Origin of the sequence: Nannocystis sp. RBIL2, from assembly GCF_026626745.1 — a bacterium.
GTDB lineage: Bacteria > Myxococcota_A > Polyangia > Nannocystales > Nannocystaceae > Nannocystis.
This window is the reverse complement of record NZ_JAPNJW010000002.1, coordinates 3,250,017-3,273,856: the sequence shown is the minus strand read 5'-3', so window position 1 is coordinate 3,273,856 and position 23,840 is coordinate 3,250,017. Positions and strand designations below refer to the sequence as shown.

At 71.1% G+C, this 23,840-nt stretch carries 20 protein-coding genes; 10 read left to right on the top strand and 10 right to left on the bottom strand.

What is annotated here, in order from left to right:
- Positions 1 to 5: 5 nt before the first annotated feature.
- Entirely contained in the window at positions 6 to 617 is a 612-nt protein-coding gene (locus OV090_RS38200) for an RNA polymerase sigma factor (protein ID WP_267709725.1), read from the bottom strand.
- Between the two features lie 192 nt (positions 618 to 809).
- Here OV090_RS38200 and OV090_RS38195 point away from each other — a divergent pair, with 192 nt between their 5' ends.
- The 3 genes from OV090_RS38195 to OV090_RS38185 all read left to right on the top strand — a co-directional run bounded on the left by OV090_RS38195 (position 810) and on the right by OV090_RS38185 (position 5,015).
- Positions 810 to 2,315, top strand: a complete 1,506-nt coding sequence (locus OV090_RS38195) for a VWA domain-containing protein (protein WP_267709723.1) — start codon at positions 810 to 812, stop codon at positions 2,313 to 2,315.
- A 335-nt stretch (positions 2,316 to 2,650) separates the two neighbouring features.
- Positions 2,651 to 4,165, top strand: a complete 1,515-nt coding sequence (locus OV090_RS38190; RefSeq protein ID WP_267709721.1) for a hypothetical protein — start codon at positions 2,651 to 2,653, stop codon at positions 4,163 to 4,165.
- A gap of 94 nt (positions 4,166 to 4,259) precedes the next feature.
- Complete coding sequence (locus OV090_RS38185) at positions 4,260 to 5,015, top strand: hypothetical protein (protein WP_267709719.1); 756 nt, start codon at positions 4,260 to 4,262, stop codon at positions 5,013 to 5,015.
- Between the two features lie 52 nt (positions 5,016 to 5,067).
- Here OV090_RS38185 and OV090_RS38180 read toward each other — a convergent pair whose 3' ends face one another.
- From OV090_RS38180 to OV090_RS38160, 5 genes are all read right to left on the bottom strand, one after another.
- The gene (locus OV090_RS38180) at positions 5,068 to 7,005 is read right to left on the bottom strand and encodes an FG-GAP repeat protein (protein ID WP_267709717.1); all 1,938 of its coding nucleotides are present in this window, start codon (positions 7,003 to 7,005) and stop codon (positions 5,068 to 5,070) included.
- A gap of 357 nt (positions 7,006 to 7,362) precedes the next feature.
- Entirely contained in the window at positions 7,363 to 7,491 is a 129-nt protein-coding gene (locus tag OV090_RS38175) for a hypothetical protein (RefSeq protein WP_267709716.1), read from the bottom strand.
- A complete protein-coding gene (locus OV090_RS38170) occupies positions 7,458 to 9,284 on the bottom strand; it encodes a hypothetical protein (protein ID WP_267709715.1) in 1,827 nt (608 codons plus the stop codon). Before OV090_RS38170 ends, OV090_RS38175 begins: the two co-directional genes overlap by 34 nt.
- A gap of 134 nt (positions 9,285 to 9,418) precedes the next feature.
- Entirely contained in the window at positions 9,419 to 10,240 is an 822-nt protein-coding gene (locus OV090_RS38165; RefSeq protein WP_267709714.1) for an NAD(P)H-binding protein, read from the bottom strand.
- On the bottom strand, positions 10,240 to 10,686 hold the full coding sequence (locus OV090_RS38160) for a nuclear transport factor 2 family protein (protein WP_267709713.1): 447 nt from the start codon (positions 10,684 to 10,686) through the stop codon (positions 10,240 to 10,242). The genes OV090_RS38165 and OV090_RS38160 overlap by 1 nt, the downstream gene beginning before the upstream one ends.
- 130 nt (positions 10,687 to 10,816) lie before the next feature.
- Between OV090_RS38160 and OV090_RS38155 the strand changes: the two genes are divergently transcribed.
- The gene (locus tag OV090_RS38155; protein ID WP_267709710.1) at positions 10,817 to 11,722 is read left to right on the top strand and encodes an AraC family transcriptional regulator; all 906 of its coding nucleotides are present in this window, start codon (positions 10,817 to 10,819) and stop codon (positions 11,720 to 11,722) included.
- A gap of 403 nt (positions 11,723 to 12,125) precedes the next feature.
- Here OV090_RS38155 and OV090_RS38150 read toward each other — a convergent pair whose 3' ends face one another.
- Positions 12,126 to 13,313 (bottom strand): NAD(P)/FAD-dependent oxidoreductase, encoded by a 1,188-nt coding sequence (locus OV090_RS38150; protein WP_267709708.1) that lies wholly within the window; start codon positions 13,311 to 13,313, stop codon positions 12,126 to 12,128.
- Positions 13,314 to 13,405: 92 nt separating this feature from the next.
- Between OV090_RS38150 and OV090_RS38145 the strand changes: the two genes are divergently transcribed.
- From OV090_RS38145 to OV090_RS38130, 4 genes are all read left to right on the top strand, one after another.
- Positions 13,406 to 14,359 (top strand): LysR family transcriptional regulator, encoded by a 954-nt coding sequence (locus OV090_RS38145; RefSeq protein WP_267709706.1) that lies wholly within the window; start codon positions 13,406 to 13,408, stop codon positions 14,357 to 14,359.
- A 217-nt stretch (positions 14,360 to 14,576) separates the two neighbouring features.
- Positions 14,577 to 15,023, top strand: a complete 447-nt coding sequence (locus OV090_RS38140; protein ID WP_267709704.1) for an NUDIX domain-containing protein — start codon at positions 14,577 to 14,579, stop codon at positions 15,021 to 15,023.
- Between the two features lie 91 nt (positions 15,024 to 15,114).
- Complete coding sequence (locus tag OV090_RS38135; protein ID WP_267709702.1) at positions 15,115 to 15,489, top strand: VOC family protein; 375 nt, start codon at positions 15,115 to 15,117, stop codon at positions 15,487 to 15,489.
- Between the two features lie 431 nt (positions 15,490 to 15,920).
- Positions 15,921 to 17,735, top strand: a complete 1,815-nt coding sequence (locus tag OV090_RS38130) for a serine/threonine protein kinase (protein ID WP_267709700.1) — start codon at positions 15,921 to 15,923, stop codon at positions 17,733 to 17,735.
- A gap of 55 nt (positions 17,736 to 17,790) precedes the next feature.
- Here the strand turns inward: OV090_RS38130 and OV090_RS38125 are convergent, their stop codons facing one another.
- Together OV090_RS38125 and OV090_RS38120 are read right to left on the bottom strand one after the other, a co-directional pair.
- On the bottom strand, positions 17,791 to 19,617 hold the full coding sequence (locus OV090_RS38125; protein ID WP_267709698.1) for an SBBP repeat-containing protein: 1,827 nt from the start codon (positions 19,615 to 19,617) through the stop codon (positions 17,791 to 17,793).
- 236 nt (positions 19,618 to 19,853) lie between these two features.
- A complete protein-coding gene (locus OV090_RS38120; RefSeq protein ID WP_267709696.1) occupies positions 19,854 to 20,606 on the bottom strand; it encodes a glucose 1-dehydrogenase in 753 nt (250 codons plus the stop codon).
- 195 nt (positions 20,607 to 20,801) lie between these two features.
- Here OV090_RS38120 and OV090_RS38115 point away from each other — a divergent pair, with 195 nt between their 5' ends.
- Entirely contained in the window at positions 20,802 to 21,083 is a 282-nt protein-coding gene (locus tag OV090_RS38115; RefSeq protein ID WP_267709694.1) for a helix-turn-helix domain-containing protein, read from the top strand.
- Between the two features lie 213 nt (positions 21,084 to 21,296).
- Positions 21,297 to 21,899, top strand: coding sequence for a hypothetical protein (locus OV090_RS38110; RefSeq protein ID WP_267709692.1), 603 nt, complete (start codon positions 21,297 to 21,299; stop codon positions 21,897 to 21,899).
- Positions 21,900 to 21,976: 77 nt separating this feature from the next.
- Here the strand turns inward: OV090_RS38110 and OV090_RS38105 are convergent, their stop codons facing one another.
- Positions 21,977 to 23,839, bottom strand: coding sequence for an amidohydrolase family protein (locus OV090_RS38105; RefSeq protein ID WP_267709690.1), 1,863 nt, complete (start codon positions 23,837 to 23,839; stop codon positions 21,977 to 21,979).
- Position 23,840 lies beyond the last annotated feature (1 nt).

The window sequence follows — 23,840 nt, the reverse complement described above, 5'->3', positions numbered from 1 at the left end:
GCGGCCTACTGCTGCGCCCGCAGGTTGCGGGCCCAGGTCTCGAAGCCGAACGGGATCCGCTCGCGCACCGCCTGCGAGCTGGTCAGCATCGCCATCTGCTCCTCGAGCAGCTGCCGGGCGCGGCGCAGCCGGGTCGCCGCGGTGCCGACCGGCACCCCCAGCGCCTCGGCGATCTCGGCCACGCTGAGCTCCTCCCAGTAGAACAGCTCGATCACCAACTGGTGGGCCAGCGGCAGGCGGAACAGGGCGTCGAGCAGCAGCTGCTCCTCCTGCTCCTTGGCCACCACCGCGCTGGCCGTCGGGCCCAGCTCGCACAGCGACACCTCGTCGAGGTCGAGCGGCGCGCCGTGGCGGTGGTTCGTCCGCAATTGGTTGTACAGCACGTTGCGCGCGATCCCGAACAGGAACCCGCGGAAGCTGCCCTCGCCGCTGAACCGCTGCTGTCCTTCGAGACAGCCGAGGAAGGTCCGCTGGATCAGCTCCTCGATGTCGCCGTGGATCTTGTTGCGGAAGAAGCGGGCGATCGACGCGAAGTGACGGGCGAACAGGGCCTCGCCGGCCGCCTGATCGCCGCCCCGCCAGGCCGTGAGCAGCTGCGAATCGCTGGCGTCCGCCACGGGTGTTCACGGTAACAGACCGGCGCGCCGACCCGCAAGAAGCGCTCCGGAGCGTCCCTCGCGCCCGCGGGCCGTGCGGTCCCCGGGCCGCTCCTGCCGAGGCCGCCGCGCTCGTCGGCCGGGCCGCGGCGGTTTTTCTCGCGCGCCGCAATTCGCCCGGCCGCCGCGGTTACTTCGCGGGGGAGGGCGAACATGCTTGGCTTACACCTTCATTGCACTGCACTTGCGCGCGCCGGTCGACGGGGCGCGCTGATTCTTCCGCTGCTGGCCGCGCTCACCGGCGCCTGCGGCGACGACGGTGCCAGCGGCGGTTACTACGACGGCTGGGGCGAGACGCCGGAGGAGGACCCGACGCCGAAGCTCCCGGACGACGCGCAGGCGGGTGACGGTCCGGCGTGTGACATGGAGACGCCGGTGACGCTCTTCCTGTCGCCCGACGACTCGAACTCGACGTCGTCGCCGGTGCAGGCACGCGAGGCGATCCTGAACGGCCGCAGCCTCGGCAGCGTGCCGCTGCGGACGTGGGAGTTCCTCAACTATTACTCGTTCAAGTATCCGACGGCCCAGCCCGGCCAGATCACCGTGACGCCCGAGCTGACGCGCGTCGACGGCATGCCGGAGGGGCAGTACGTCATGCAGATCGGCGTCGCCGGCGAGGCGATCGGCAACGCCGACCGGCGGCTGATGAACGTCACCCTCGTGCTCGACGAGTCGGGCTCGATGGACGGCCTCCCGATGGACATGCAGAAGGCGGTGTGCCGCGAGATCGCCGGCAGCCTGCGCGCCGGCGACGTCGTGTCGGTGGTCGGCTGGGACACCGAGAACGCGATCAAGCTGTCGGGCCACGCGGTCGCGGGCGCCGACGATCCGGCGCTCGTCGAGGTGTGCGACGGCCTCGCCGCGGGCGGCGGCACCGACCTCAACGGCGGCCTGACTGCCGGCTACGAGCTCGCGCACAAGCACTTCGACGCGACCAAGCTCAACCGCGTGGTCCTGGTCAGCGACGGCGGCGCGAACGCGGGCGTCACCGACACCGGGATCATCTCCCAGGGCGCAGGCGCGCAGGACCAGGAGGGTATCTACCTGGTCGGCGTCGGCGTCGGCTTCCCCGAGACCTACAACGACTCGCTGATGGACACCGTCACCGACGTCGGCCGCGGCGCCTCGCTGTTCATCCCCTCGGCCGAGGAGGCGCGGCGGATGTTCGGCGAGCGGTTCGTCCAGACGATGGCGGTCGCCGCCCGCGACGTGCGCGTGCGCCTCGAGATGCCGCCCGGCTTCTCGATCGTCAAGTTCAGCGGCGAGGAGTTCTCCGCCGACCCGGCCGAGATCGAGCCGCAACACCTGGCGCCGAACGACGCGATGGTGTTCCACCAGACCATCGAGACCTGCGCCCCGGCCGAGTTCGACCTCGACGCCGAGTTCACCGTGGTCGCCCAGTGGAAGGACGCGGTGACCTTCGCCCAGCGCGAGGTCGAGGTCTCGCTGCAGCTCGGCGAGGTGCTGGCCGCGGAGTCGCCCATGCTCAAGAAGGGCGCGGCAGTGTTCGCCTACGCCGAGGCGCTCAAGTCCGTGCGCGAGGCGGTGACCACCACCGACGCGCTCGACCCGGCCTTCGCGGCCCTGGAGCGCGCCGAGGCGGCGCTTCCCGGCGACGCCGACCTGGCGGAGATCCGCCAGATCTTGCAAGCGCTCTGACGCGCGGTCCGGTCATTGCCGCTGCTATGAACATTGTAGGTCGCCGCGGCCCCGCCGGCGCCGCGGCCCTACACCGACCCGCAAGGACATACGAATCCTCGCCCGTTTTTGCTCGGTGATCGCCGGCGCGGCCCTACACCGACCCGCAAAGACATACGAATCTTCGCCCGATTTTGCCCGGGCTCGGTGATCGCCGCCACGGCGGGCCGAGCGCGGCTCGCGGGCCGGCCGCCGGGTGTGCTTACTATGTTATGGCGATGCCTCTATTCAGCTCGCCCCGCCCGCGCGTCCGGCCCGCGATTTTTGTCTGTACTTTGCGACATGTCGCTAGGGTCATGCCAGCAATGCTCGTCGTCGGCTGCGTCGACCTGTCCCAGTTCGACACCGACGCGACCACCGGCGCGGCGACTACGACGACGATCACGACCTCGACGACCGGCGAGCCGCCGGAGACGACGCTGGCGCCGACGACCACCGGCACGACCACCGCCGTCACGACGAGCAGCGATACCGGCGGGCTGCCGACCACCGGTGAGCCGCCGGGGCCGGCGCCGATCCAGCGCTGTCAGTTGATCCCGGCCCTGGAGCTGCACGAGGCCGCCTGCGCCGGCGCGGAGGATTGCCAGATCCGGGGTGTCCTGCGCCTCGAGTGCGACGGCGCCGCTTTCTACCCCCACCTGGCAGCGGCACCGCTCGGCGACGCCGCGCTGTACGTGCAGACGCAGGCGGTGCCGACCTTCGGCATCCAGCACGAGGCGTTCTTGCTGACCGCGCAGGGCAGCGCCTTCGCGGACATGTGGGTCACGGAGAACACGTTCGGCGGGCGCTCGGGCGAGCTGATGCCGGGGCAGGGCGGGCAGATCGAGCTATGGTTCCAGGACGGGCAGAGCCCGCCGACGATCCTCTACCCGCCGCACGCGGAGATCGATCCGGAGGGCTACTCGATCCCGACAGCGGTGCGCGACGACATCCAGTGGTTCCTCGGCACCCGCACGCGCCCCGACGACGTGCCGATGGCGTACTTCACCGTCGGCGAGGCCGACATTCACGCGCTGTACGATTTGCCCGGCGGGCGCGTCGAGCAGCCGCTGATCGCCGGGGCCGAGGCGTGGACGATCTGGCTGCACGAGGTCGCTGGCGCGCTGAAGATGAGCTGGTCGCAATACTCCGCCGAGCTCGACGGGACGTTTCTGTTCGTGCGCGACCTCGAGGCCCCGGCCGACCAGCCCGGCGCGCCGCTGGTGCGGATCGGCGACTTCGCGGGGGGGCGGCCGCTGACCGCGGTGATCTCGTCCTTCGGCGACGGCGCGCACGGGGTGGTGATGACCGAGCGCGACCTCGGCGAGCCGACGCGCCTGGTCGCGGGCGAGCCGTGGCTTTATGAGGAGATCCTCGGCGGCGTGACGGTCGAATGCCCGACGCCGACGTGTGCCGGGGGCTGCGAGGCGGCGCCGCCGTGCGTCGAGTCGCGCGCCGAGGCCTGGGGCGTCGGCCTGCAGAACGGACCCGAGGTGGTGCGCGCGTGGCACCTCGAGTGCCCCCACGAGGTGAGCCTCACGTGGCAGGAGGGCTCCTACTTCGACATCCTGTGCCTGTGCGACAAGTGCCGCTGCGAGGCGCAGGCCGGCGAGATCGTCGAGCAGCCGTGCGAGCTGGTGGCGAGCACTCTGGCGCCCGATCCGGACGCGCTCGACACCCTGTTGCGCACCGAGACGTGGCGGCGACCGCTCGGCTTCGAGCGCAGCGAGCTGGTGGTCGACGCGGTGGTCGGCGACGACACCCTGTGGCTGCTGACGCGCTCGACGCTGCCCGACGCGCAGATCGCAGTGTGGATCGTCGACACCGAGTGATGGAAGACGAGATCGCGTCGCAGTCGTCGTGGAGCCCGGCGCAGGCCTGGCGCAGGGGCCGGGCCCTCGACTATCGTGGCGCGTACGAGGCGACATGACCGATCGGACATACGAGGTCGGCGACGTGGTCGCCTGGGCGGAGGTGCCGGACGGGGCGCTGGTGTTCGACCCGGGCGACGAGAACTGGCCCGAGCCGGCCTACGCGCTGCGCCTCGCGGGCCGCGGCCGGTGGGTCCACGAGGCGCACGTCACCGACTGGACGCTCGAGCTCGAGGACTGGCCGTGGCAGACGGGCGCGGAGCAGGGACAGGGGGCAAAGGGCGTCACGCTCGTGGCGTTGAATTTGAGCGGTGACGAGTCGGCCGACGCGCTGTGCCGGCTCGCCGAGTCTTTTGAAAAACGGGACGAAGCGAGGCTGGAGCGGATCTTGTCCGCCATCGTCGCGCTCCACGCCGGCGATCGCCCTGGCGCGCGCGCACAGCTGCTCGCGCTGTGGCACGAGCTCGCGGACGACTCGGCCGCCCGCTGCGTGCTGGCGCACTACCTCGCCGACACTCACGAGGATCCGCTCGCGGTGCTGCAGTGGGACGAGCGGGCGCTGCAGGCCGCCGAGGGGCTGACGGACGCGGCGTTGAAGCGCCTGCACCCGTCCCTGTCGCTGCGCGAGTTCTATCCGTCGCTGCACCTGAACCTCGGCGAGGCCCGCCGCGTGGTCGGCGATCTCGCAGGAGCTCGAGCCTCTGCCGAACAGGCGCTGGCGGCCGCGCGCGATCTGGCCGAGGACGGCTACGGGCAATTCATCCGCGCGGGCATCCGCCGGCTCCTGGAGCGCGTCACCGTCCCGCTGTAGACTCCTGAACAGCCTCATCCCGAGCGTTCAGCACATCGCGCGACGGGCCCCGTCAATACATGTACACCGCGCCGATCTGGGCGCCTGTCAGAGCGTGTTGATCGCCGCCGATCCCGGTGGCGCTGCTCTGCTCGATCGCCGTCCCGATCACCAGCGTGGTGCCGTCGGCGGTGAGTCCGACCTCCGCGCCGAATTGGCAGTCATTGTGGGAGTTCGGCGCCTTGAGGTAGCGCCGGTGCGTCCAAGTACCGGCCACGCGCGTGAATACGTAGGCGGCGCCGGAGCTATTTCCGGCCTGGGCCAAGGGGTCGGCGAAGCTGCCGGTTTCGTCGCCGTCCTCGCCCGAGGCTCCTGCGACGAGGATGCTTCCGTCTCCGGACAGCGCGATTGCACCTGCAAAGTAGTCCCCTTCCTTCGCGTTCGGTGCCTTCAAATTGGCTTCCTGCTGCCACGCGTGTCCCTGGCGCGAGAAGACGTAGAGGGCCCCGGCGTTCGCCGCGCCGTTCGGCTGGTCCCCGTCGACCTCGGTGGCGGCCAGATCCTTCGAGGGCGCCCCGACTGCCAGTGTGTCGCCATCGCTAGCGAGCGCGACGGTAAAGCCGAACGAATCCGATTTGCCTGGGTTCGACGCCTTAATGTACGCTTGCTGTGACCAGGCGCCGTCCTCCAGGGTGAACATGTAGACCGCGCCGGATTCCAGCGAGTTGTCGTTTTGATCGCCGTTGATCCCCGCGGACTTGCTCTCTTCATTCGGCGCAGCCACGGCGAGGGTCGTGCCGTCGGCGGAGAGCGCGAGCGCGCTCCCAAAGTTGTCTGACTCGCCCGTGTTGGATGCCTTGAGATAAGCGCGTTGCTCCCAGCTGCCGCCGTTACGCGAATAGACATAGGCCGCTCCGGAGTCCTCGATGATGCCTTTCCAGGGATTGCGGTCGACGCCCGTCGCGGCGCTGCTTTCGTTCGGAGCGCCGACCGCGAGGGTGTTGCCGTCGACGGAGAGCGCCACGCGCCGCCCGAAATTGGCGTAGGACTGGGTGTTGCTCGCCTTGATGTACGCAGTCTGCGACCATGCGCTGCCCTTGCGTTCGAACACGTAGACAGCCCCCGAATCAAGCCCGCTGTTGTCGCTTGGATCGCCGTCGATGCCCGTCGCCGCGCTGCTCTCATACATGGCGCCGACCGCGATAGTATCGCCATTCCCGGAGATGGCGACCTCGCCGAATCGGTCTTCCACGTCCCCGTTGAAAGACTTGAGATATGCCTGCTGCTTCCACGTGTCGCCCTCGCGCACGAACACGTACGCGGCGCCGCTATGGACGCTCGAATTGTCGGACTGCTCGGCGTCGATACCGTGGGCGCCGCTGTCCTCGAACGGGGCTCCCACGACCATGGTCGCGCCGTCGGCCGAGATGGCGAGGCTGAGGCCGAAGTAGTCGCCGCCCTCCGCGTTGGAGGCCTTGAAGTAGCCGATGGCGCCGTCGACCCCCGGGTCGACCTGGACGGGCTCCGACTGGCTGCAGCCGGCCTGGTTGCACGCGCGGACCGAATATTCGGCCGCGAGACGCAGGTGGATCGGCATCGACAGGGTGATCGAGGCCTCGAGGAGGTCGCCTCCGAGCTGCGACCAGCCGGGGATCTCGGGATAGGGGCGCTCGAGCAGCTGATAATATTCGGCGCCGGCGACCGGAGCCCACAAGAAGTCGAATTGCTTGATCGGCGAGTAGTCGATGGAGAGGCTCGGGGCGGCCGGAGGGAGCTCGGCGTCATCTCCGGTGCCGGTGGTGTCGCTGGTGCTGCTGGAACTGGTGGGCTCTTCCGCGAGCGTCGTGGGGAACGACTCGCCGGTCGACGATTCTTCGGCCCCAGTGCTCGAGCTCGCGTCGCTCGTCGATTCGTCCATTGTGGCGGTGGCGTCGCCCGGTTCGGCGGGCATGGGGCAACCCAGCAGGGTGCAGAGCGTGAGGAGCGGATAGAGACGGGCGCGGCTTGACATGACGGGCGAGGCCAAGGCAAGCGCCGTGCCAGGTCGCTGGTGCTGGGTTTTCGAGGGTTGCATCGCCCGGCAGGGCAGGCCGAGTTGGCGCTCCCAACCGCGGTTGGGTACCGGACTTGGGTGCGGCCTGGCAGGGGTCCGAGGCGCCGGGTATCTCGACCCGCGCACGCCTGGCATCGCCGTTCTTCGGACGCTGCCGCCGGCGCCGGGTTCGGAGGTCGTCACCACGCAGGCGAATCTCACCGTCGCCGAGGGCGCGCGCCGTCGAGGCGGCCCTCGAGTGCACGTGACAATGGCCACGCCCGACCATGAATGTCGGGCGTGGCCATGTCCGGATGCCAGTCATTTCGATGGCCGTCAATACATATACACCGCGCCGACCTCGGTGCCGGGCTTGCCACGCTGGTTGCCGCCGATGCCGGTCGCGGTGCTCGCCTCGCCAGGAGCGGCGATCACCAGGTCGCGACCGTCGGCCGTGATGCCCACGGCCGAGCCGAACTGGTAGTCACTGCGAGAGTTCGGGGCCTTGAGGTAACGCCGGTGAGTCCAGGTGCCGACCACGCGCGTGAACACGTGGGCGGCGCCGGAGTCGGCTGGGTTTTTCCGAAGAACTCGGCGAAGCTGCCCACGCCGCCGCCCTCCTCGCCCGGGGAGCCGGCGACGAGAATTCCGCCGTCTCCGGACAGCGCGACGGACGCTCCGAACACGGCCCATTCTCCCGGGTTCGGGGCCTTGACGTACGCGTCTTGCTGCCAGGCCTGCCCCTGACGCGAGAAGAGGTAGACGGCCCCCGCGCTCGGTGTGTCGTCGTTCGCCTGGTCACCGTCGAGCTCGGTCGCGGCAGAAGACTCGCAGGGCGCCCCGACGGCCAGCGTGTCGCCGTCGCTCGAGAGCGCGATCGCATAACCGAAGGTATCGAACTGCTGCGGATTCGAAGCCTTGATGTACGCTTGCTGCGACCAGGCGCCGTCCTGCTGGGTGAACATGTAGACGGCGCCCGAGTACGTCGCCCCGTCGGATTGATCGCCGTTGACGCCCGCGGATTTGCCGCTCTCCCATGGCGCGCTCACGGCGAGCGTGTTGCCGTCGGCGGAGAGCGCGAGGGCCGAGCCGAACTGGTCCGACTGGCCCGTGTTGGACGCCTTCAGGTATGTGCGGTGGGCCCATTGACCATTCTCGTGGGAATAGACATAGACCGCGCCGGCCTTGTCGACTGCGCCCAGCCAGGGATCGCCGTCGACCCCCGTCGCGGCGCTGTTTTCCCTGGGCGCGCCGACGACGAGGATGTCGCCGGCGGGGGACAGCGCCAGCGCCGCGCCGAATTCGGCGAACGGCTGGGTGTTGAGCGCCTTGACGTATGCGGTCTGGGACCACGCTCCGGCCTTGCGCTCGAACACGTAGACCGCGCCGGAATCCTCCGCGCTGTCGTCTTTGCGGTCACCTCCGACGCCCGTCGCCGCGCTGTCCTCATAACGCGCGCCGACAGCGATGGTGTCGCCGTTCGCAGAGATGGCGACTGCGCCGAACTCGTCGTCGGCGTCCACGTTGAAGGACTTGAGATAGGCCTGCTGCTTCCACCCGTCGCCCTCGCGCACGAAGACGTAGGCCGCCCCGCTGTTCGGGGCGTAATTGTGGAGTTCGTCGCCGTTGACGCCGTGCGCACCGCTGTCCTCACCCGGGGCCGCGACGACCATGGTGGTGCCGTCGGCCGAGATGGCGAGCCTGTGGCCGAAGTAGTCTTCGCTCTCGGCGTTGGAGGCCTTGAAGTAGCCGATCGCGCCGTCGAATCCCGGGTCGACCTGAACGGGATCCGACTCCTTGCAGCCGGCCTGGTTGCAGACGCGGAGCTTATATGCCGCCGATAGCCGCAGGTGGAGCGGCATCGACATGGTGGTCGAGGTGCCGGCCAGATCGCTGCCGAGCTGCGACCAACCGCCGTCCTCCGGGTAGGGACGCTCGAGCAACTGATAGTACTCGGCGCCGGCGATCGGCTTCCACGAAAATTCGTAGCGCTTGATCGGCGAATAGTCGACATAGAGGTACGGCGTGGCGAGAGGAATGTCGGCCTCGTCCCCGGCGGTGTCGCTGGTGGTGTCTTTCGAGCTCGTCGAGGTGAGGATCGATTCGGTGATCGATGACTCTTCGGCCCCGGTGCTCGAGCTCGCGTCGCTCGTCGATTCGTCCAACGCGGCGGTGGCGTCGCCCGGTTCGGCGGGCAGGGAGCAACCCAGCAGGGTGCAGAGCGTGAGGAGCGGATAGAGGCGGGCGCGGCTTGACATGATGCGCCGGGCCTAGGCAAGCGTCGTGCCACGTCTGTCGGGGCTCTTTCCCGGGGTTGCGTCACTCCGAGACGCAGGGCTGGTTGGCGTCCCCAACCGTGGTTGGGTACCGGACTTGGTGGGCAAGCGCCCGCTCACGAGGCGAACGCCGCGCGGGCGAACTCCCGCAGCGAGCGCGGTGGCCGGCCCGTGCGGCGCAGGACCTCGTCGGTCACGCGGTCTTCCGCCCCGCCGGCGATCGCCTGCTCGAGCGCGCCGAGCATCGCCGCGTATTCGGCCGGCATGCCCGCGGCGGTGAGGCGGGCGCACCACTCGTCGACCGAGATCGCCCGATGCACGACGGGCTCGCCGAGCACCTCCGAGAGGATCGCCGCCGCCTCGTCGTAGGACAGCGCCTCGGGGCCGGTGAGGATGAGGTCCGCGTCGGCCGGCGCGAGCAATGTCGCCACTGCGACAGCGGCGATGTCCTCCGGATCGATGAAGCCGACCCGGCCCTGGCCGCTGGCGCTGACGAAGGCGCGCTCGCTGCGGATGCCGCTGCCGATCGCGTGCTGCGGGTCGACGAAGTTCGCCATGAACCACGACGGGCGTAGGACGGTCCACTCCGGCGCGCGCGCTCGCAGGGCCGCATGCACCGCGCCGAGGCCGGGCGCGCGGGCGTCGATGGCCGACGAGCTGAGCAGCACGAAGCGCCGCACGCCGCGGGCGATGGCGCGGTCGATGAACGGCACCATGAGCCGCTCCGGGTCGGGGACCATCGCGGGCGCGACCAGGTAGACGGCGTCGACGCCTGCCAGGGCGGCGTCATGGGTGGATGGGTCGGCCCAGTCGAAGCGGACCTGATCGGGGCCGCGAGGAGCGCGGCTGCCGATCGTGACCGCGACGTCGCGGGCCCGCAGGCCGCGAGCGACCGCGCTGCCGGTCTTGCCGGTGCCGCCGGTGACGAGCACGCGCATCACTCACCTCCCAGCGCGTCGCGGACGCTGCCCTGGCGGAAGCTGCTGGTCGCGGTCGGGTCCCAGTATTCGCGGTAGCGGACGATCCGCCCGTCCTTGCACTCGAGGATCATCACGTAGTCCTGCTCGTAGGCCTCGCCGGTGGGGGCGAGGGTGGCCGAGCCGTGGACCTCGGCGAGGATCACGTCGGGATCGGTGGTGGGGTACACGCGCAGGTCGGAGAATCGCAGGTCGCGGAAGACCGCCGGCGTGCGCCGGAAGTAGGCCGCGATCGCCGGCTTGCCCGCGAGCCGCGGCGGCATCCCGAGGCGGACGGCGTAGGGGAACTCGACGACTGCGTCGTCGGCGAACAGCTGCAGCCAGCGCTCGATGTCGCGGGCGATCCACTCGAGGTGCGCCGCGAGCGCTGCGGCGGCGCGCATGGGTTCGGTGTCGGGGTGTTGCATGCCGGCCAAGCTAGTTCGGGCGGCTGCACCGCGCGTCCGGATCGCCGATCCGCGCGTCCGGATCGGCCGAGGTGCCAGCTGCGGGCCGGTTTCGGCCGGCTCGCGCCCGCGTGGGTTATGCTCCGGGGCGATGACCGAGCTCGACGCCCTGGCGCGCTCCCTCGTCGTCCTCGGCAGCGAGGTCACCAGCCTCGAGCTCGGCGGGCGGTGGGGCAAGCACCGCCGGGCCAGCCGCGGCAGCGCCAAGCTGTACGCCGCGCTGCACGGCGGGGGCGAGCTGGAGGTGGCCGGGGCGCGCATGTCTCTCGGGCCAGGTGAGCTGGCCTTCCTGCCGCGCGCCGACGAGCACGTGATCCGCGACAGCGCCGCGACGCTGGTGCCGCGCGACGGCAGCGCCTGCGTGGGCATGCAGCAGACTGCGGCCGACGCGTGGGCCAGCGAGGCGACGCCGACGACCACTTTGGTGACGGTCGACCTGCAGATCGATCACGCCGACGCGCCGTGGCTGTCGCTGCTGCCGGCGGTCGTGCACATCACCCGCGACGACCGCGAGCTCGGGCGCTGGCTGGCGGACACTCTGGCGCTGCTCGGCCGGGCCCGCGCGCTGTCGCCGGCGCTGCGCGAGACGATCACCGCCTCGTGGGCGCAGGCGCTGTTCGCCCAGGCGCTGCGGGCCGAGAGCGCGTCGCTGCCGGGGGCCGAGGCGCTGCGCGACGACCGACTTGTCGCCGCGCTGCTGCGCCTGCGCGCCGAGCCCGAGAAGCCGTGGGAGCTCGGCGAGCTGGCGGCCCAGGTCGGGATGTCGCGCTCGGTGCTGGCCGCCCGCACCACCGCGCTGCTCGGCGAGCCGGTCGGCAGCTACCTCCGCCGCCTGCGCCTCGACCGCGCCGCCAGCCTGCTCGCGACCACCGACGCGCCGATCAAGGCGATCGCCGCCCGCGTCGGCTACGCCAGCGAGCCCGCGTTCACCCGCGCGTTCGTCCGCGCCCGCGGCACCGCGCCCCAGGCCTACCGCCGGGCGCTGCGGCGGGCGTGACGGTTTTTACAAGGGGGATCGGAAAGGACATGTCGTAAGGGGCATGCCGTCAGAGCCTCGGTGTTTGCCCTCCTCGCATGTCCCCGAGGACATGGGGTCCTGCCGGCGGCTGACGAGGATGTCCTCGAGGACATAGGGGGGCGCTTGCGGCAGTCTTCGGATCATGTCCCCGAGGACAGGTGATTGCAGCGGCTGTAGCTTCCTCGCATGTCTCCGAGGACATGTCGTCGCGCTCGCGGCGACCTTCGGCGCGTCGTCTCGCGGGCATGCGTTCGAGGGGTTTCTGGCGTGTGTCCCCGAGGACAGGTGGTCGTGGCGGCGGCTGCCTTCCGCGCTTGTCCCCGGGGTCCTGAGGTCACGGCTGGCCGTCCCCGAGGACGTGTTCCTCCGCCGCTCGCCGGCGTCACTCCGCCGGCGGTGACCACTCGACGCGGTGCTCGTAGAAGCGCGCCTGCGCGGCGGCGCCGAGGCGGAGGAACAGCGGCAGCATGCGGTCGCGGAACCAGGCCGCCAGCGGGCCTGCGGGGGCCTTGCCGTCGCCGTTCTTACGCGCCTGGCGGACGACGGCCTCGACGCGGACGCGGCGCTCTTGCTCGAAGCGGGCGAAGGCGGCCGGAGGATCGGCGGCGTCGCGGAGGCACCGCGCCAGCACCAGGGCGTCCTCGAGCGCCAGCGAGGCGCCCTGGCCGGCCGACGGCGACGTCGCGTGGGCAGCGTCGCCGAGCAGGCACACGCGGCCGGCGTGCCAGCGCGGCAGGGTCATGATGTCGTGGAGCGCCCACGGGCCGAGCAGCGTCGGCGTCGCGCGCACGACGTCGGCGATCCACGGCGGGTCGCCGGCGTGCAGGGCCAGGATCGACGCGCGCCGCTGCTCGGGGTCGACGACCTGCATCGTCTCGCGCGCCCCGTTGTTGTGGAACCACCACACCTCGCCGCCGGGCGCCGCGAACGCGCCGAAGAAGGCGCGGCGGCCGAAGGTCATCACGGTCCACCCGGGCTCCAGCGGCGCGCCGGGGCAGCGGGCGAAGCCGCCGATGTCGCACAGGCCGGTGAAGGCGGGCGCCGGCGATGACGGCAGCGCCAGCGCCCGCACGCGCGAGCGCACGCCGTCGCAGCCGAGCAGGACGTCGGCCGCCAGCGCCTCGCCGCTCTCGAGCCGCGCGACGACCTCGCCGGGCCGCTCGGCGAGCGCCACGACCCTGGCGTCGAAGCGACAGTCGGCGCCGCGCTCGGTGGCCGCTGCCATCAGCGTCCGGTGCAGCTCGGCGCGGCGGATCATCACCATCTGCGCGCCGAACCGCTGCGCGTGGTCGCGGTGATCGATCTCGCCGATGCAGCGGCCGCGGGCGTTGAGGAACCGCAGCCCCGCGCACGCCGCTCCGCGAGCGCGGACCTCCGCGCCCAGGCCCAGCTCCGCCAGCACCTGCAGCCCGTTGGGCGCCAGGCCGAGGAACGCCCCGGCGTCGCCGGCCGCCTCGCTGCGGGCCTCCAGCACCGCGACCTGGACCCCGAGCCGACGCAGGAACATCGCCACGGTCGGCCCGGCCACCCCGCCGCCGACCACCAGCGCTCGCTGGAGCGGCGCACGCATCGAAATTGTCACTTCGCACCTCCTGAGCGCGAGGATTCGCTCCCACGACAATCATTGCAAGTGACGAATCGTGACGGTAAACATCACTGGTAGTGAACATCGCGGCGCTCGACCTCAACCTGCTTCTCGTGCTCCACACCGTGCTCGTCGAGCGCAGCGCGGCCGCGGCGGCGCGGCGGCTGCACGTCACGCCGTCAGCGGTCAGCAACTCGCTGGCCAAGCTGCGGGCGCAGCTCGGCGACCCGCTGGTGGTCCGCAGCGGGCGCGGGCTGGTGCCGACGCCGCGGGCGCTCGAGCTGGCGCCGCACCTGCGCGCGGCGGTCCGCGAGCTCGAGCGCGTGGTCGCCGGCAACGAGCGGTTCGACCCGGCCACCACCACCCGCAGCTTCGCGCTCGCGCTGTCCGACGCCCACCAGATCTGCGACCTCCCGCGGGTGGCCCGGGCGTTCGCGGCCGCGATGCCGCGGGCGCAGCTGCGGATCGTCAGCATCGATCACTTCGAGGCGGTGGGCGGGCTCGCGGGCGGCGAGGTCGACGCGGCGGTCGCTCCCGCCACCGCGCCGCAGTCCGGGCAGCATTCGCATCACCTGTACGAAGAGGCAGGTGTGCTGCTGGTCCGCCAAGGTCACCCGGCCGCCGGCAAGCCGGTCACGCGCGAGGTGTGGGCGTCGCTGCGTCACGTCGACATCCATCTCGCGCTCGGCCGCGGCGGCATCGGTCACCGCGCGGCGCGGGCGTGGCTGGCCGGCGAGCGTCTCGCGTTCGACGTCGCGGTGGTGGTGCCGAGCTTCCTCGCCGCCGCGGTGGTCGCCGCCAACTCCGACTACGCGTGCGGCCTGCCGCGCCGGGTCGCCGAGGCGCTGGCGCCCGTCCTGCCGCTCACGCCGCTGGCGCTGCCGGGCCCGCCGATGGCGTTCTCGATCGACCTGGTGTGGCACGAGCGCACGCACCTCGACGCGGGGGCGCGGGCGTTCCGCGAGCTGGTGATCGCCGCGCTGGCGAGCCCGCGCCCGGCGAGCAAGCGCGGCCGTCGAGCGCGCGCGTGAGGCTCGCCGTCTGCCGCGGGCTTCGTTCCGGTGGAACGACGACGCCTTGAGCCTCTCTCTGCGCGACCGATGACCCGCGACGCCACCGCCGTGACCGACGGCCTGCCCACCGCCCGAAATTCATCGCCGGGTCGCGGCGCCGGGCGCCGAGTGTCATTCAAAGATGGGCCATCACCGGTACCGTCGTGAGCGGCGAGCGGGTATCGTAGGTCTCGCCATGCCGCGTCTCGCCGTCCGCGCCATCCTCATCGAGGACGACAAGATCTTGCTCGAGCAATTCCAGGACGCGAACGAGTCGTGGTACGTGACCCCCGGCGGCGGGGTCGACGAGAACGAGACGATCGAGGAGGCCTTTCACCGCGAGCTGCGCGAGGAGCTCGGCGTGCAGGCCGAGTTCGGCGCGGTCGCCTTCATCCGCGAGATCATCGCCGACCGCCTGACCGTCACCAACTTGCCGCGCGGCTTTCATCAGGTCGAGGTGTTCGTGTACGGCCGCCTGCTGCCCGGCCAGACCCTGCAGATGCTCGCGCCCGATCCGTCGCAGATCGGCCTCGTCTGGGTCCCCCTGGCCGAGCTGCACACCTTGCCGTTCTTCCCGCGCGACCTGATCGCCGAGTTTCAGGCCCGCGCCTTCCCGCGGTTTTATTACGGGCACCGTCGCTGAGCCGCGGCCTGTCGAGCCCGCTCGCCGATCAAAGCAGTAGCTCGCGCCCGGCCGGTGGTCGACGCGTCGCCGACTCTGGTACACCCGGGCGATGCACCACAGCCGCCTCGCCGGATTCATCATCGATTGTCAGGACACCCCGCCCGACGACGCCGCCGCGTTCTGGAGTCGCGCGCTCGGCATGGCCTCCGAGGGCGACGACGGCAACGGGTACGCGGTGCTCGACGCCAGCGCTCGCGACCTGCACATCGAGGTCCAGCGGGTCAGTCATGCGAGCCGCCTCCACCTCGACATCGAGACCGACGATCAGCCGGCCGAGGTCGCCCGGCTCGAGCGCCTCGGCGCCCGGCAAATCGCCAAGGGGCCGCGCTGGGTGGTGATGGAGGCGCCGACCGGCCAGCGCTTCTGCATCATCAACGCCCGCCGCCCGCTCGCCGGGGCGCCGGGCACCAACGTGTGGCCGTGAGTCGGTCGCGCCTCGCCGACCGCACTTGAGGATCGACCGGGGTCCGCACGCGGACCGCCGGCCGCCCGTGTGCGCGTGCCTGTGCGCCTCGAGAGCCAGCCGAGCGGCGGGCTCCGCTCCTCGGAGCATGTCCGAGATGGGGCGCTGGACCGCTGGAAATTCGCGCACGAATCCCTGGCCCGAGCTCGAGTTCGACCCGGATGACGCCAGGGCGTCGAAGGGAAGTGGCTGCGCGGGGAGATTGGGGGCTTGAAGGGGATTCGAGGACGGCGGACGTATTGACGGGAGCGGTGCGCTCACTGGCTTGAATCGTCGTTTTCATGCCATCTGCTCGCTTCAAGAAGCGGATCCGCGCGGCGCCCTGATCAGCCGCACCCCGCCGCATTGGGGTTAGAATACTCTGGGAGGGACGAATGCGGACAGATGAGCCCATGGGCCGGCTCGGGCAGGTCTTCGAGAACCGTTACAGGCTTCTCGAGCTGATCGGTGTCGGCGGTATGGGGGCCGTATATCTCGCGGAGCATGTGTATCTCGGTGAGGTCTGTGCGGTGAAAGTGCTGAGCCCGCGCTTCGCCTTCGATCCGGAGTGGGTGGAGCGATTCTTGTTGGAGGCTCAGGCCGCTATTCGGATTCGCCACGATAACGTCGTCCAGATCAAGGACTTCGCCTGCCCGGAGCCTGGCCTCGTGTACATGGTGATGGAGGCGATCTCGGGCGAGAGTCTGGCGGACCTGCTGCGGCGCGAAGGGGTGATTCACTGGGAACGCGCCCTGAGAATGACCGCTCAGGTCGCCGCCGCCCTCGAGGCTGCGCACGCACGCGGGATCATCCACCGCGACATCAAGCCTTCCAATTGTGTCCGGACGACGTCGCGTGGCGATCCCGATTTCATCAAGGTCCTCGACTTCGGCATCGCCAAATTCACCGCTGCAGCGGACAAGGACGCGCGGGTCCCGAAGACAGCCACCGGTGTATGGATGGGGACCGCCGAGTACATGGCGCCCGAGATGTACCGCGGCGAACCGCCGGATGCACGGGTCGACATCTACGCCCTCGGTGTCCTGCTCTACAAGCTCATCACCGGCGAAACGCCGTTCCGTGGCTCTCACCTCGAGGTCGCAGTCGAACAGTCCCGACGCGGCCCGCGGCCTCCCAGCGAGCGCGCCCCCGACCGAGAGATTCCCGCCGAGGTCGACGCGCTGGTGCTACGCGCGCTCGCGCCGGAATTGAACTCACGAACGCCCAGCATGGCCGCGTTGCGCGGGGAAATCGCTGCAACTCTCGTCAGTCTCACCGAGGAGTCGAGCAGCACCGACAGGGAGGACCACGAGCCGACGTTGATACGCAAGCGCATTCTCCCGGCCGACAGCACCCCGGCCGGCCGGACTCCGCCCCCCAGCAGTTCGCCGGCGCCCGTCGCTCCGATCGCCGTCCGTTCGCTTGCCTCGGTGACCACCCCTCCTGCCGACAATGCGCCCATGGACGGCGAGCCGGCTCCCACCATAACGGATCGCCCGCGGGTGGTGCCGCTCAAACCGAAAGGCGCCATCTCTGCTGGACGAGGGCCGGTCGCGACCACCGAGGTCACGCCGGCGAAGCGGGGACCGGGACGAACTTCGCTGGTTGCCGGCTCCTTGGCCGCAGCCATGGCCCTTGTCGCGGTGGTATGGCAGGTGACCGCGCGTCCGACTCCGGAGGTCGAGGCTGCCCTCGACGCTCCCTCCGTCGAGGTCGAGGAACCCTCTGCCAACAAACCTGCGCCAGTCTCGGCGCCAGAACCATCTCTAGCCCCGGCGCCGGAGAGCCCGTCTCCCCCGGTTCTGGGAGATCCGGCTCCACCCTCGACTCCCCTCGCGCCGCCTCAGCCGGCGCCGGGTCCGTCTATCGAGAAGACGAGCGAGGCCAAAAAATCTGCGACGCCTAACCGCCCTGCGAAGCCTCGGCCCTCGCCGCGCAAGCCGGAGCCCGAGCCTCCGGTCCTCGACCCGCGGCCTGCGGTGCTCACCGAGCGTGACGTCAGCGGGATATTCAGGAGGATCGAGAAAGAATGCCTCAATTGGGGAGTTCCTCGGGGACGGAGCGCCACGCTGGTCGTCTCCATTACCAGCGAAGGGACGGCGAGCCATGAGATGATCGGCATCTCGGACCCGTATTTCGTCGACTGTCTCGGCAGCAAATTGAAAAAGGCCAAATTCCCCGAGAGCCAGAACGGCGGCAAGCTGCACCATCTCTTCACCTGCGGCTGATGGCGCGGCCGCGGCGCCGGGAATGCTGCATGTCGTTGTGGTGTCCGCCGTCCCGTCACGGCTCGAACGCGGCGAGGAAGCCGTCGCGGTTGCCCTCGCTGACGAGGATGCCCTGGCCGAGGTCGATGCTCTGCAGGAAGGTGCCGGTGACGGCCACGACGCCCGTGGCGGACCCGGCGACGCCGGCGCCGAGCTGGGCGTCGGGACCACCGAAGCGCTTGCCCCAAACGAGCTGGCCCTGCGGGCTGAACTTGCCGAGATAGGCGTCGTACTGGTCGAGGGACACCAGCACCTCGCCGTCGAGGTCGCACGTGTCGAGGAAGTTGCCGGTGGTGATGAGGTTGTCGAAACCGTCGGTAGCGAGGTCGCTGGCGTTCGAGCCGTCAGTGCAGAGCAGCCGGCTCCACAGGTGTGCGCCGTCGCCGTCGAACTGGGCGAGGAAGCCGGACCCCTGGGGCGCCGCCAGCGGCCCGCCGCCGAAGTCGACGCTGCCCCTGTTCGGACCCGCGATCGTGACGCGTCCGCCGCTGTCGACCACCAGGCCGCGGGCCCGCTGGTTGCCCGCGTCGCCGAAGTGCTTGGCCCACACCGTGGCGCCCGCGGGGTCGAGCTTGGCCAGGAACAGGTCGTCGGCGCCGGTGGACACCAGCGGACCGGTGCCGGCGTCGATCGAGTCCCAGAACCAGCCGGTCACGTAGGCATTGCCGTCCGCGTCGAGGTCGATGGCGCCGCCGAGCTGATAGTCGCTGCCGCCGAAGCGGCGGCTCCACACGTGCGCGCCGGTGGGCGTGAACCGGGCGACGAAGGCGTCGGCCTTGTCGTCGGCGATCAGCGGAGCGCCGCCGAGCTCGAGCGAGGTGAAGAAGAAGCCGGTGATCAGGATGTCGCCGTTGTCGGCGAGGACGAGGTTCTTCGTCCCGATCAGCGCGTCGCCGCCGTGGAACGACTTGCTCCACACGTGATCGCCGTCGCCGGTCAACTCGACGAGGAACAGGTCGTTCGTGGCGGTCACGTTCTCCAGCAGCCCGCCGCCGAAGTCGATGGCGCCGGCGAAGTCGCCCGCCAGCACGATGTGGCCGGCGGGCGTGACCGCGAGCCCGTAGTCGGCCCCGCCCTGATCGCCGGCTTCGCCGAAGCGCTTGCCCCACAGCAGGTCCCCGGCGGGCGAGAACTTGGCCAGGAAGACGTCCTGGTCGAGGTTGTTCAGCGTCCCGCCGCCGAAGTCGACGGGGCCGGTACCCCACGCGGCGACGACGATGTTGCCGGCGGCGTCGAAGACGACGCGCGTGCCGACCTCGTGACCGCCCTGGCCGAAGGTCATTCCCCACGCGAGCGCGCCGGGAGGCGCACAGGCGTCGACGCCGTCGCAGTCCTCGTCGCCGATCTCCTCGCAGGTCTCGCGCGCCGGCACGACCTCGCCCTCGCACGGGCCCCACAGCGCATCGTCGCCGCACTGCTGCTGGCCGGCCACGCAATTGCCGACACCCTCGGTGCCGTCGGGCCCGCCGTAACAGGACCGCGATTCGCCGGGGACACACTCGCCCGGGTCCACGGCCGTGGTCTCCGTGCTCGTGCCCGTGTCGGTGGTGTCGGTGGTGGTGTCGGAGGTGGAAGTGTCGGAGGTGGTGTCGAGGGTGGTCGGGTCAGTGGTGCCGGTGGTCGTCGTGTCGGTCGTGGTGTCCGGGCTCGTGGTCGTCGGCCCGGTGGTGGTCGGGTCGGTGCTCACAGGCTCGGTGGTGCCGGTCGATCCCGTCGAGTCGGTGCCGCCGCTCGGCTCGCTCGCGGTCGAGTCGCCGGTATCGCCGGGACAGGCGACCAGCAGCGTCGGAAGGAAGGCGGGGAGGGTGCGGTTCAGGAGACGCAATAAGCTCGTGGCTCGCATAAGAAGTCTCTGTTCTCGCCGCCGCAGGTCCGGCAGCACGACGGTGCCCGCGAGCCGCTGCGACGCGGCGCCGCCGGCCTCGCGCGAGGCGGCGCAGACCGCCTCCAGTCGTCCAGTGATCGCCGCCGGTGTGTCGATCGCGCCCCTCCGCAAATTCATCGCGGCCGGCGCCAGGCCGTGAGCCTGTCGCCCTCCACGGCCTCGCGCCCTCAGTCCCGCGTCTCCCAGGCAGGCTTTTAGCGCAGCCCGCCGGACACGCTGAGGAGCTCGCCCGTCAGCCAGCCCGAGGCAGGAGAGGCGAGGAACACCGCCACCGAGGCGATGTCGTCGACCTGGCCGAGACGGCCGAGCGGGGTGGCCGCGATCAGCTCGCGCGCGAAGTCGGACTCGGGGATCTGCAGCGTGCGCGCGCCCTCGGTGTCGACTGCGCCGGGGTTGATCGAGTTGACGCGGATCTTCCGCGGCCCGAGATCGAGCGCGAGGGTCTGCGTGAGGCCGTCGACCGCGTGCTTGCTGGCGGTGTAGACGACCGACTCCGGGACCGGCTTGCGCGTCACGGTCGAGCCGATGTTGATCACGCTGCCGCCCTCGGGCCCGAAGTACTTCAGCGCCTCCTGCACCGCGAGCAGCGGCCCGAGCACGTTGATGTCGAACTGGCGCCGGTACTCGGCCTCGGTGACGGCCTCGAACGGCTCGAAGCGGAACACCCCGGCGTTGTTGACCAGCACGTCGAGCCGGCCGAACACCCGCTTGGCCTCGGCGAACAGCCGCTTCACGTCGGCCGCCTTCGACACGTCGCCCTGGACCGCGAACGCCTTGCCGTCCTGCTCGGTGATGGCGGCGACGACCCGCTCGGCGCCCGCCTTGTCGCTGGCGTAGTTGACGACCACCGCCGCGCCGGCGCCCGCCAGCGCGCGGGCGATGCCCGCGCCGATGCCCTTGGACGCGCCGGTGACGACCGCGACCTTGCCCTTCAATGACTCGACCATCTTCGCTCTCCTCGTTGTGTTATCAGTTCGACCGTTCGATGAGTGTCTAAATGACGATCCGGGCGAAGTCAAATCGCGTCCCAGATTTTCTTCGATTCGTCCGCGCCGGCCTCGCCCGCTCGAGCCCTCGTGACCGCGCACACGGCCGACCGCCCCGGCTAGAGCCGTGGCGGTCCCCGTGTTACGCTGTCAGCGATGCTCCGCTTGACGGACAAGCAGGTCCAGCGAATCTCGAGCGCCCTGGCCGAGCCGCGGCGCTTCCGGATCTTGCAAGACCTGGCGGCCGACCGCACGCAGCAGATGCCCTGCGCGGCGATCGTGGAGTGCCACGGGGTCAGCCAGGCGACGATCTCCCACCACCTCAAGGAGCTCGAGACCGCGGGCCTCGTCGAGATCGTCCGCGACGGCAAGTTCGCCCACGTGGTGTTCCAGCGCGACGTCTGGCGCGCCTACCTGGCGCGCCTCGCCGAACTGTGAGCGCCAGCCGGCACCTCCCGGGTTGTCGTGACTGCGTTCATTTGGACGTTTAGGTTAACGTCTAAATGTTACATGGGATGAAGTCAAGCGCCCGCAGCGCCGCCGGGACGTCGAGGTCGGGCGCGCGGCCGAGCGGGCAGGTGGGGGCGGGGACGGCAGGCGGCGCAGCCCGAAGCTCGCGTGCCGCGCTCGCCGCCGGGATACAGTCGCCCGATGCAACGAGAACCGGGACCGACCCGGCAAGCCCGGCAGGCGGCGCTGGTCGAGCACATCCGCGAGCTGTGGTATCCGCGCCACGACGGCGCGTGGTTGAAGGCCGCGCTGCTGGATGAAGTCCTCGACGCCTCGCTGCGCGAGGCCCTGGCAGCAGCCGGCTCCGATCCGCAGGCGCGGCTCGCAGTGCACCGGCAGATCGTGCAGGCCTTCATCGCGGTCTTTTTCCGGGACAACACCTCGGAGGACTCGCGCTGGGGCGACTTCATGGACGCGTCCTGGGAGCCGCGGGTCGGCGACGAGCCACAGCGCTGCATCGACGCGGTGCTCGCCGGCGCGGCCGAGCGGATCGCCGAGATCGAGGACGAAGAGGCGGCCGCGCGCGCGGCCGCCGAGGCCGGCGGCTACCTCCACGCGCTCGGGCAGCCGGCACTCGCAGGCCTGATGATCGACCTCCCGGCCCTGCGCGAGTGGTTTACCCATGGCTTGTGGGAGGGCGTCGAGCCGACCTGGTGGGCCCCTGCGCCCGACGAGTACGGGCCGCCCGAGCCGGCGATCGTCGGCGTCAGCGACGAGCTCGTGGCGATCCTCTGGCTGCCCTGAATGGGCCCGGAGCGCGCGCCACTCTCGGCGCGTGAGGCAGCGTGTCCCCGAGAACATGTCTCGAGGGACATTCGCTCTCACTCGAGGCGGACGTCGTCGAGCTCGAGCGCGAACGGGCCGGCCTGGGTCGCGCCGAAGAACAGCCCGAGGACGTCGTGGGGCTCGAGCCCGCCGAGCTCGGCGAAGGTGACTGTGTGCTCGGCCCACTCGCGGCCGACGGCGATCTCCTTGCGCAGCGGCGCGATGCCGAGCTGCTCGGCGAACACCATCACGGTCAGCGCGCTCGCGCCGTCGCTGCGGGCCGCGAACACCAGCTTGGTGAAATTGCCGAGGTTGGCCGGCTGCATCGGCGCGGCGCCGGGGAAGAACATCGCCCCGGCCCACTTCGGCTGCTCGCCCTCGGCCACGGCGCCGCTCATCCGCAGCGCGCCCTTGCTCTTGCGCGCGCCCTTCTTGCTGAGGTTCAGCTCGACCGTCGAGGTGCCGCCGATCAGCGCGTCGGTGGCCGGCTGCCAGCCGGCGCCGAACTCCGCGGCGAGCTTGCCGGCCTCGAAGGCGGCGATCTTGCCCGACTCCGATCCGGGCGGCGGCGGGGCGGCGCGCCGGGCCTCCAGCGCGGCGTACTCGTCGGCGACCGCCTTGCGGTAGCCGTCGCGGTCGAGCCGGTGCCCGGCCTTCCACACCGCCTCGATCGCGCGCGTGGCGGTGATGTCGGTGGTCGGATCGCCGCGCACCAGCAGCAGGTCGGCGCGCTTGCCCGCGATCACGCGGCCGCGGTCGCCCATTTTGAACCTGTCCGCGGGGACAGACGTGGCCGCCGCCAGCGCCGCGGTCGCCGGCAGACCGGCGCGCACCAGCAGGGCCAGCTCGTCGTGCAGCGAGACGCCGTGGACCGTGCCCGGGTTGGGCGCGTCGGTGCTGGCGAGCAGCGGCACGCCGGCGCGGTGCAGCGCGCCGACGGTCGCCAGAGCGCCCTCGCACGCGCTCGCCGGCAGAGGCCTCGGCCAGGTCGCGGACAGGGCTCGCGCGTCGGCTGGCCCGAGGAACGGCTTCAGCTCCGGATCCTCGGCGACCGCCTTGCCGCGGCCCGGCTCGCACAGGCCGAGCACCACCGCCAGGGTGTCGGCCACGAACACCCGCTTGTCGCGCGCCAGGGCCACGAACGCGCCTTGCGCCGGGCCGTCGAGGAACACGTGGGCGAGGCCGTCGGCGCCGGCCTCGAGCGCCGCGGTGGCCTCGCGCTGGCTGCTGACGTGGACCACGGTCGTCAGGCCGCGCGCGTGGGCGGCCTCGACCAGGGCGCGCACGGTGTCGACGGCGAGGGTGGGCATGCTGCGGCCGAAGCCGGACCCGTCGTCGAGCACGATCTTGAGGTAGTCGGCGCCCTCGGCCAGGCGCGCCGCGACGAACGCCGGCGCTTGGTCGGGGCCGGTGAGGGTGGGGATCGCAAACCCGTACTCGGTGCCGTGGCCGCCCGGCGCGGTGGCGAGGATGCCGGCGCTGCGGAAGTCGGCCAGGGCGCGCCCGCCGGCCCCGGCGACGGCCTTGCGCAGCGGCCCGCTCACGGCCGGCAGCGTAAACATGTCGAGCTCGGTCGTCACCCCGAACACCAGCGCCTGGCGCAATTGGACCGGCGACTGGATGTGCGTGTGGGCGTCGATCAGCCCCGGCAGCAAGGTCCGGCCGGCGCCGTCGACCACTGTGGCCCCGTCGGCGACCGCGAGGTCGGGGCCGACGCCCACGATCACGCCGTCCCGGACCGCGACGGAGGTGCGGGCGACCACCGCCGCGCCGTCGAACAGGCGGACGTCGCGGATGACCAGGTCGGCGGCGATCGGCGGGGACGTCCGCGCGGGCGCCTCGCTCGCCGAGGGCCGCGGACAACCCAGCGCGGCCAGGGCCGCGAATGTGAGGACCGTGCGGGGCGAGCGAAGGCGCATG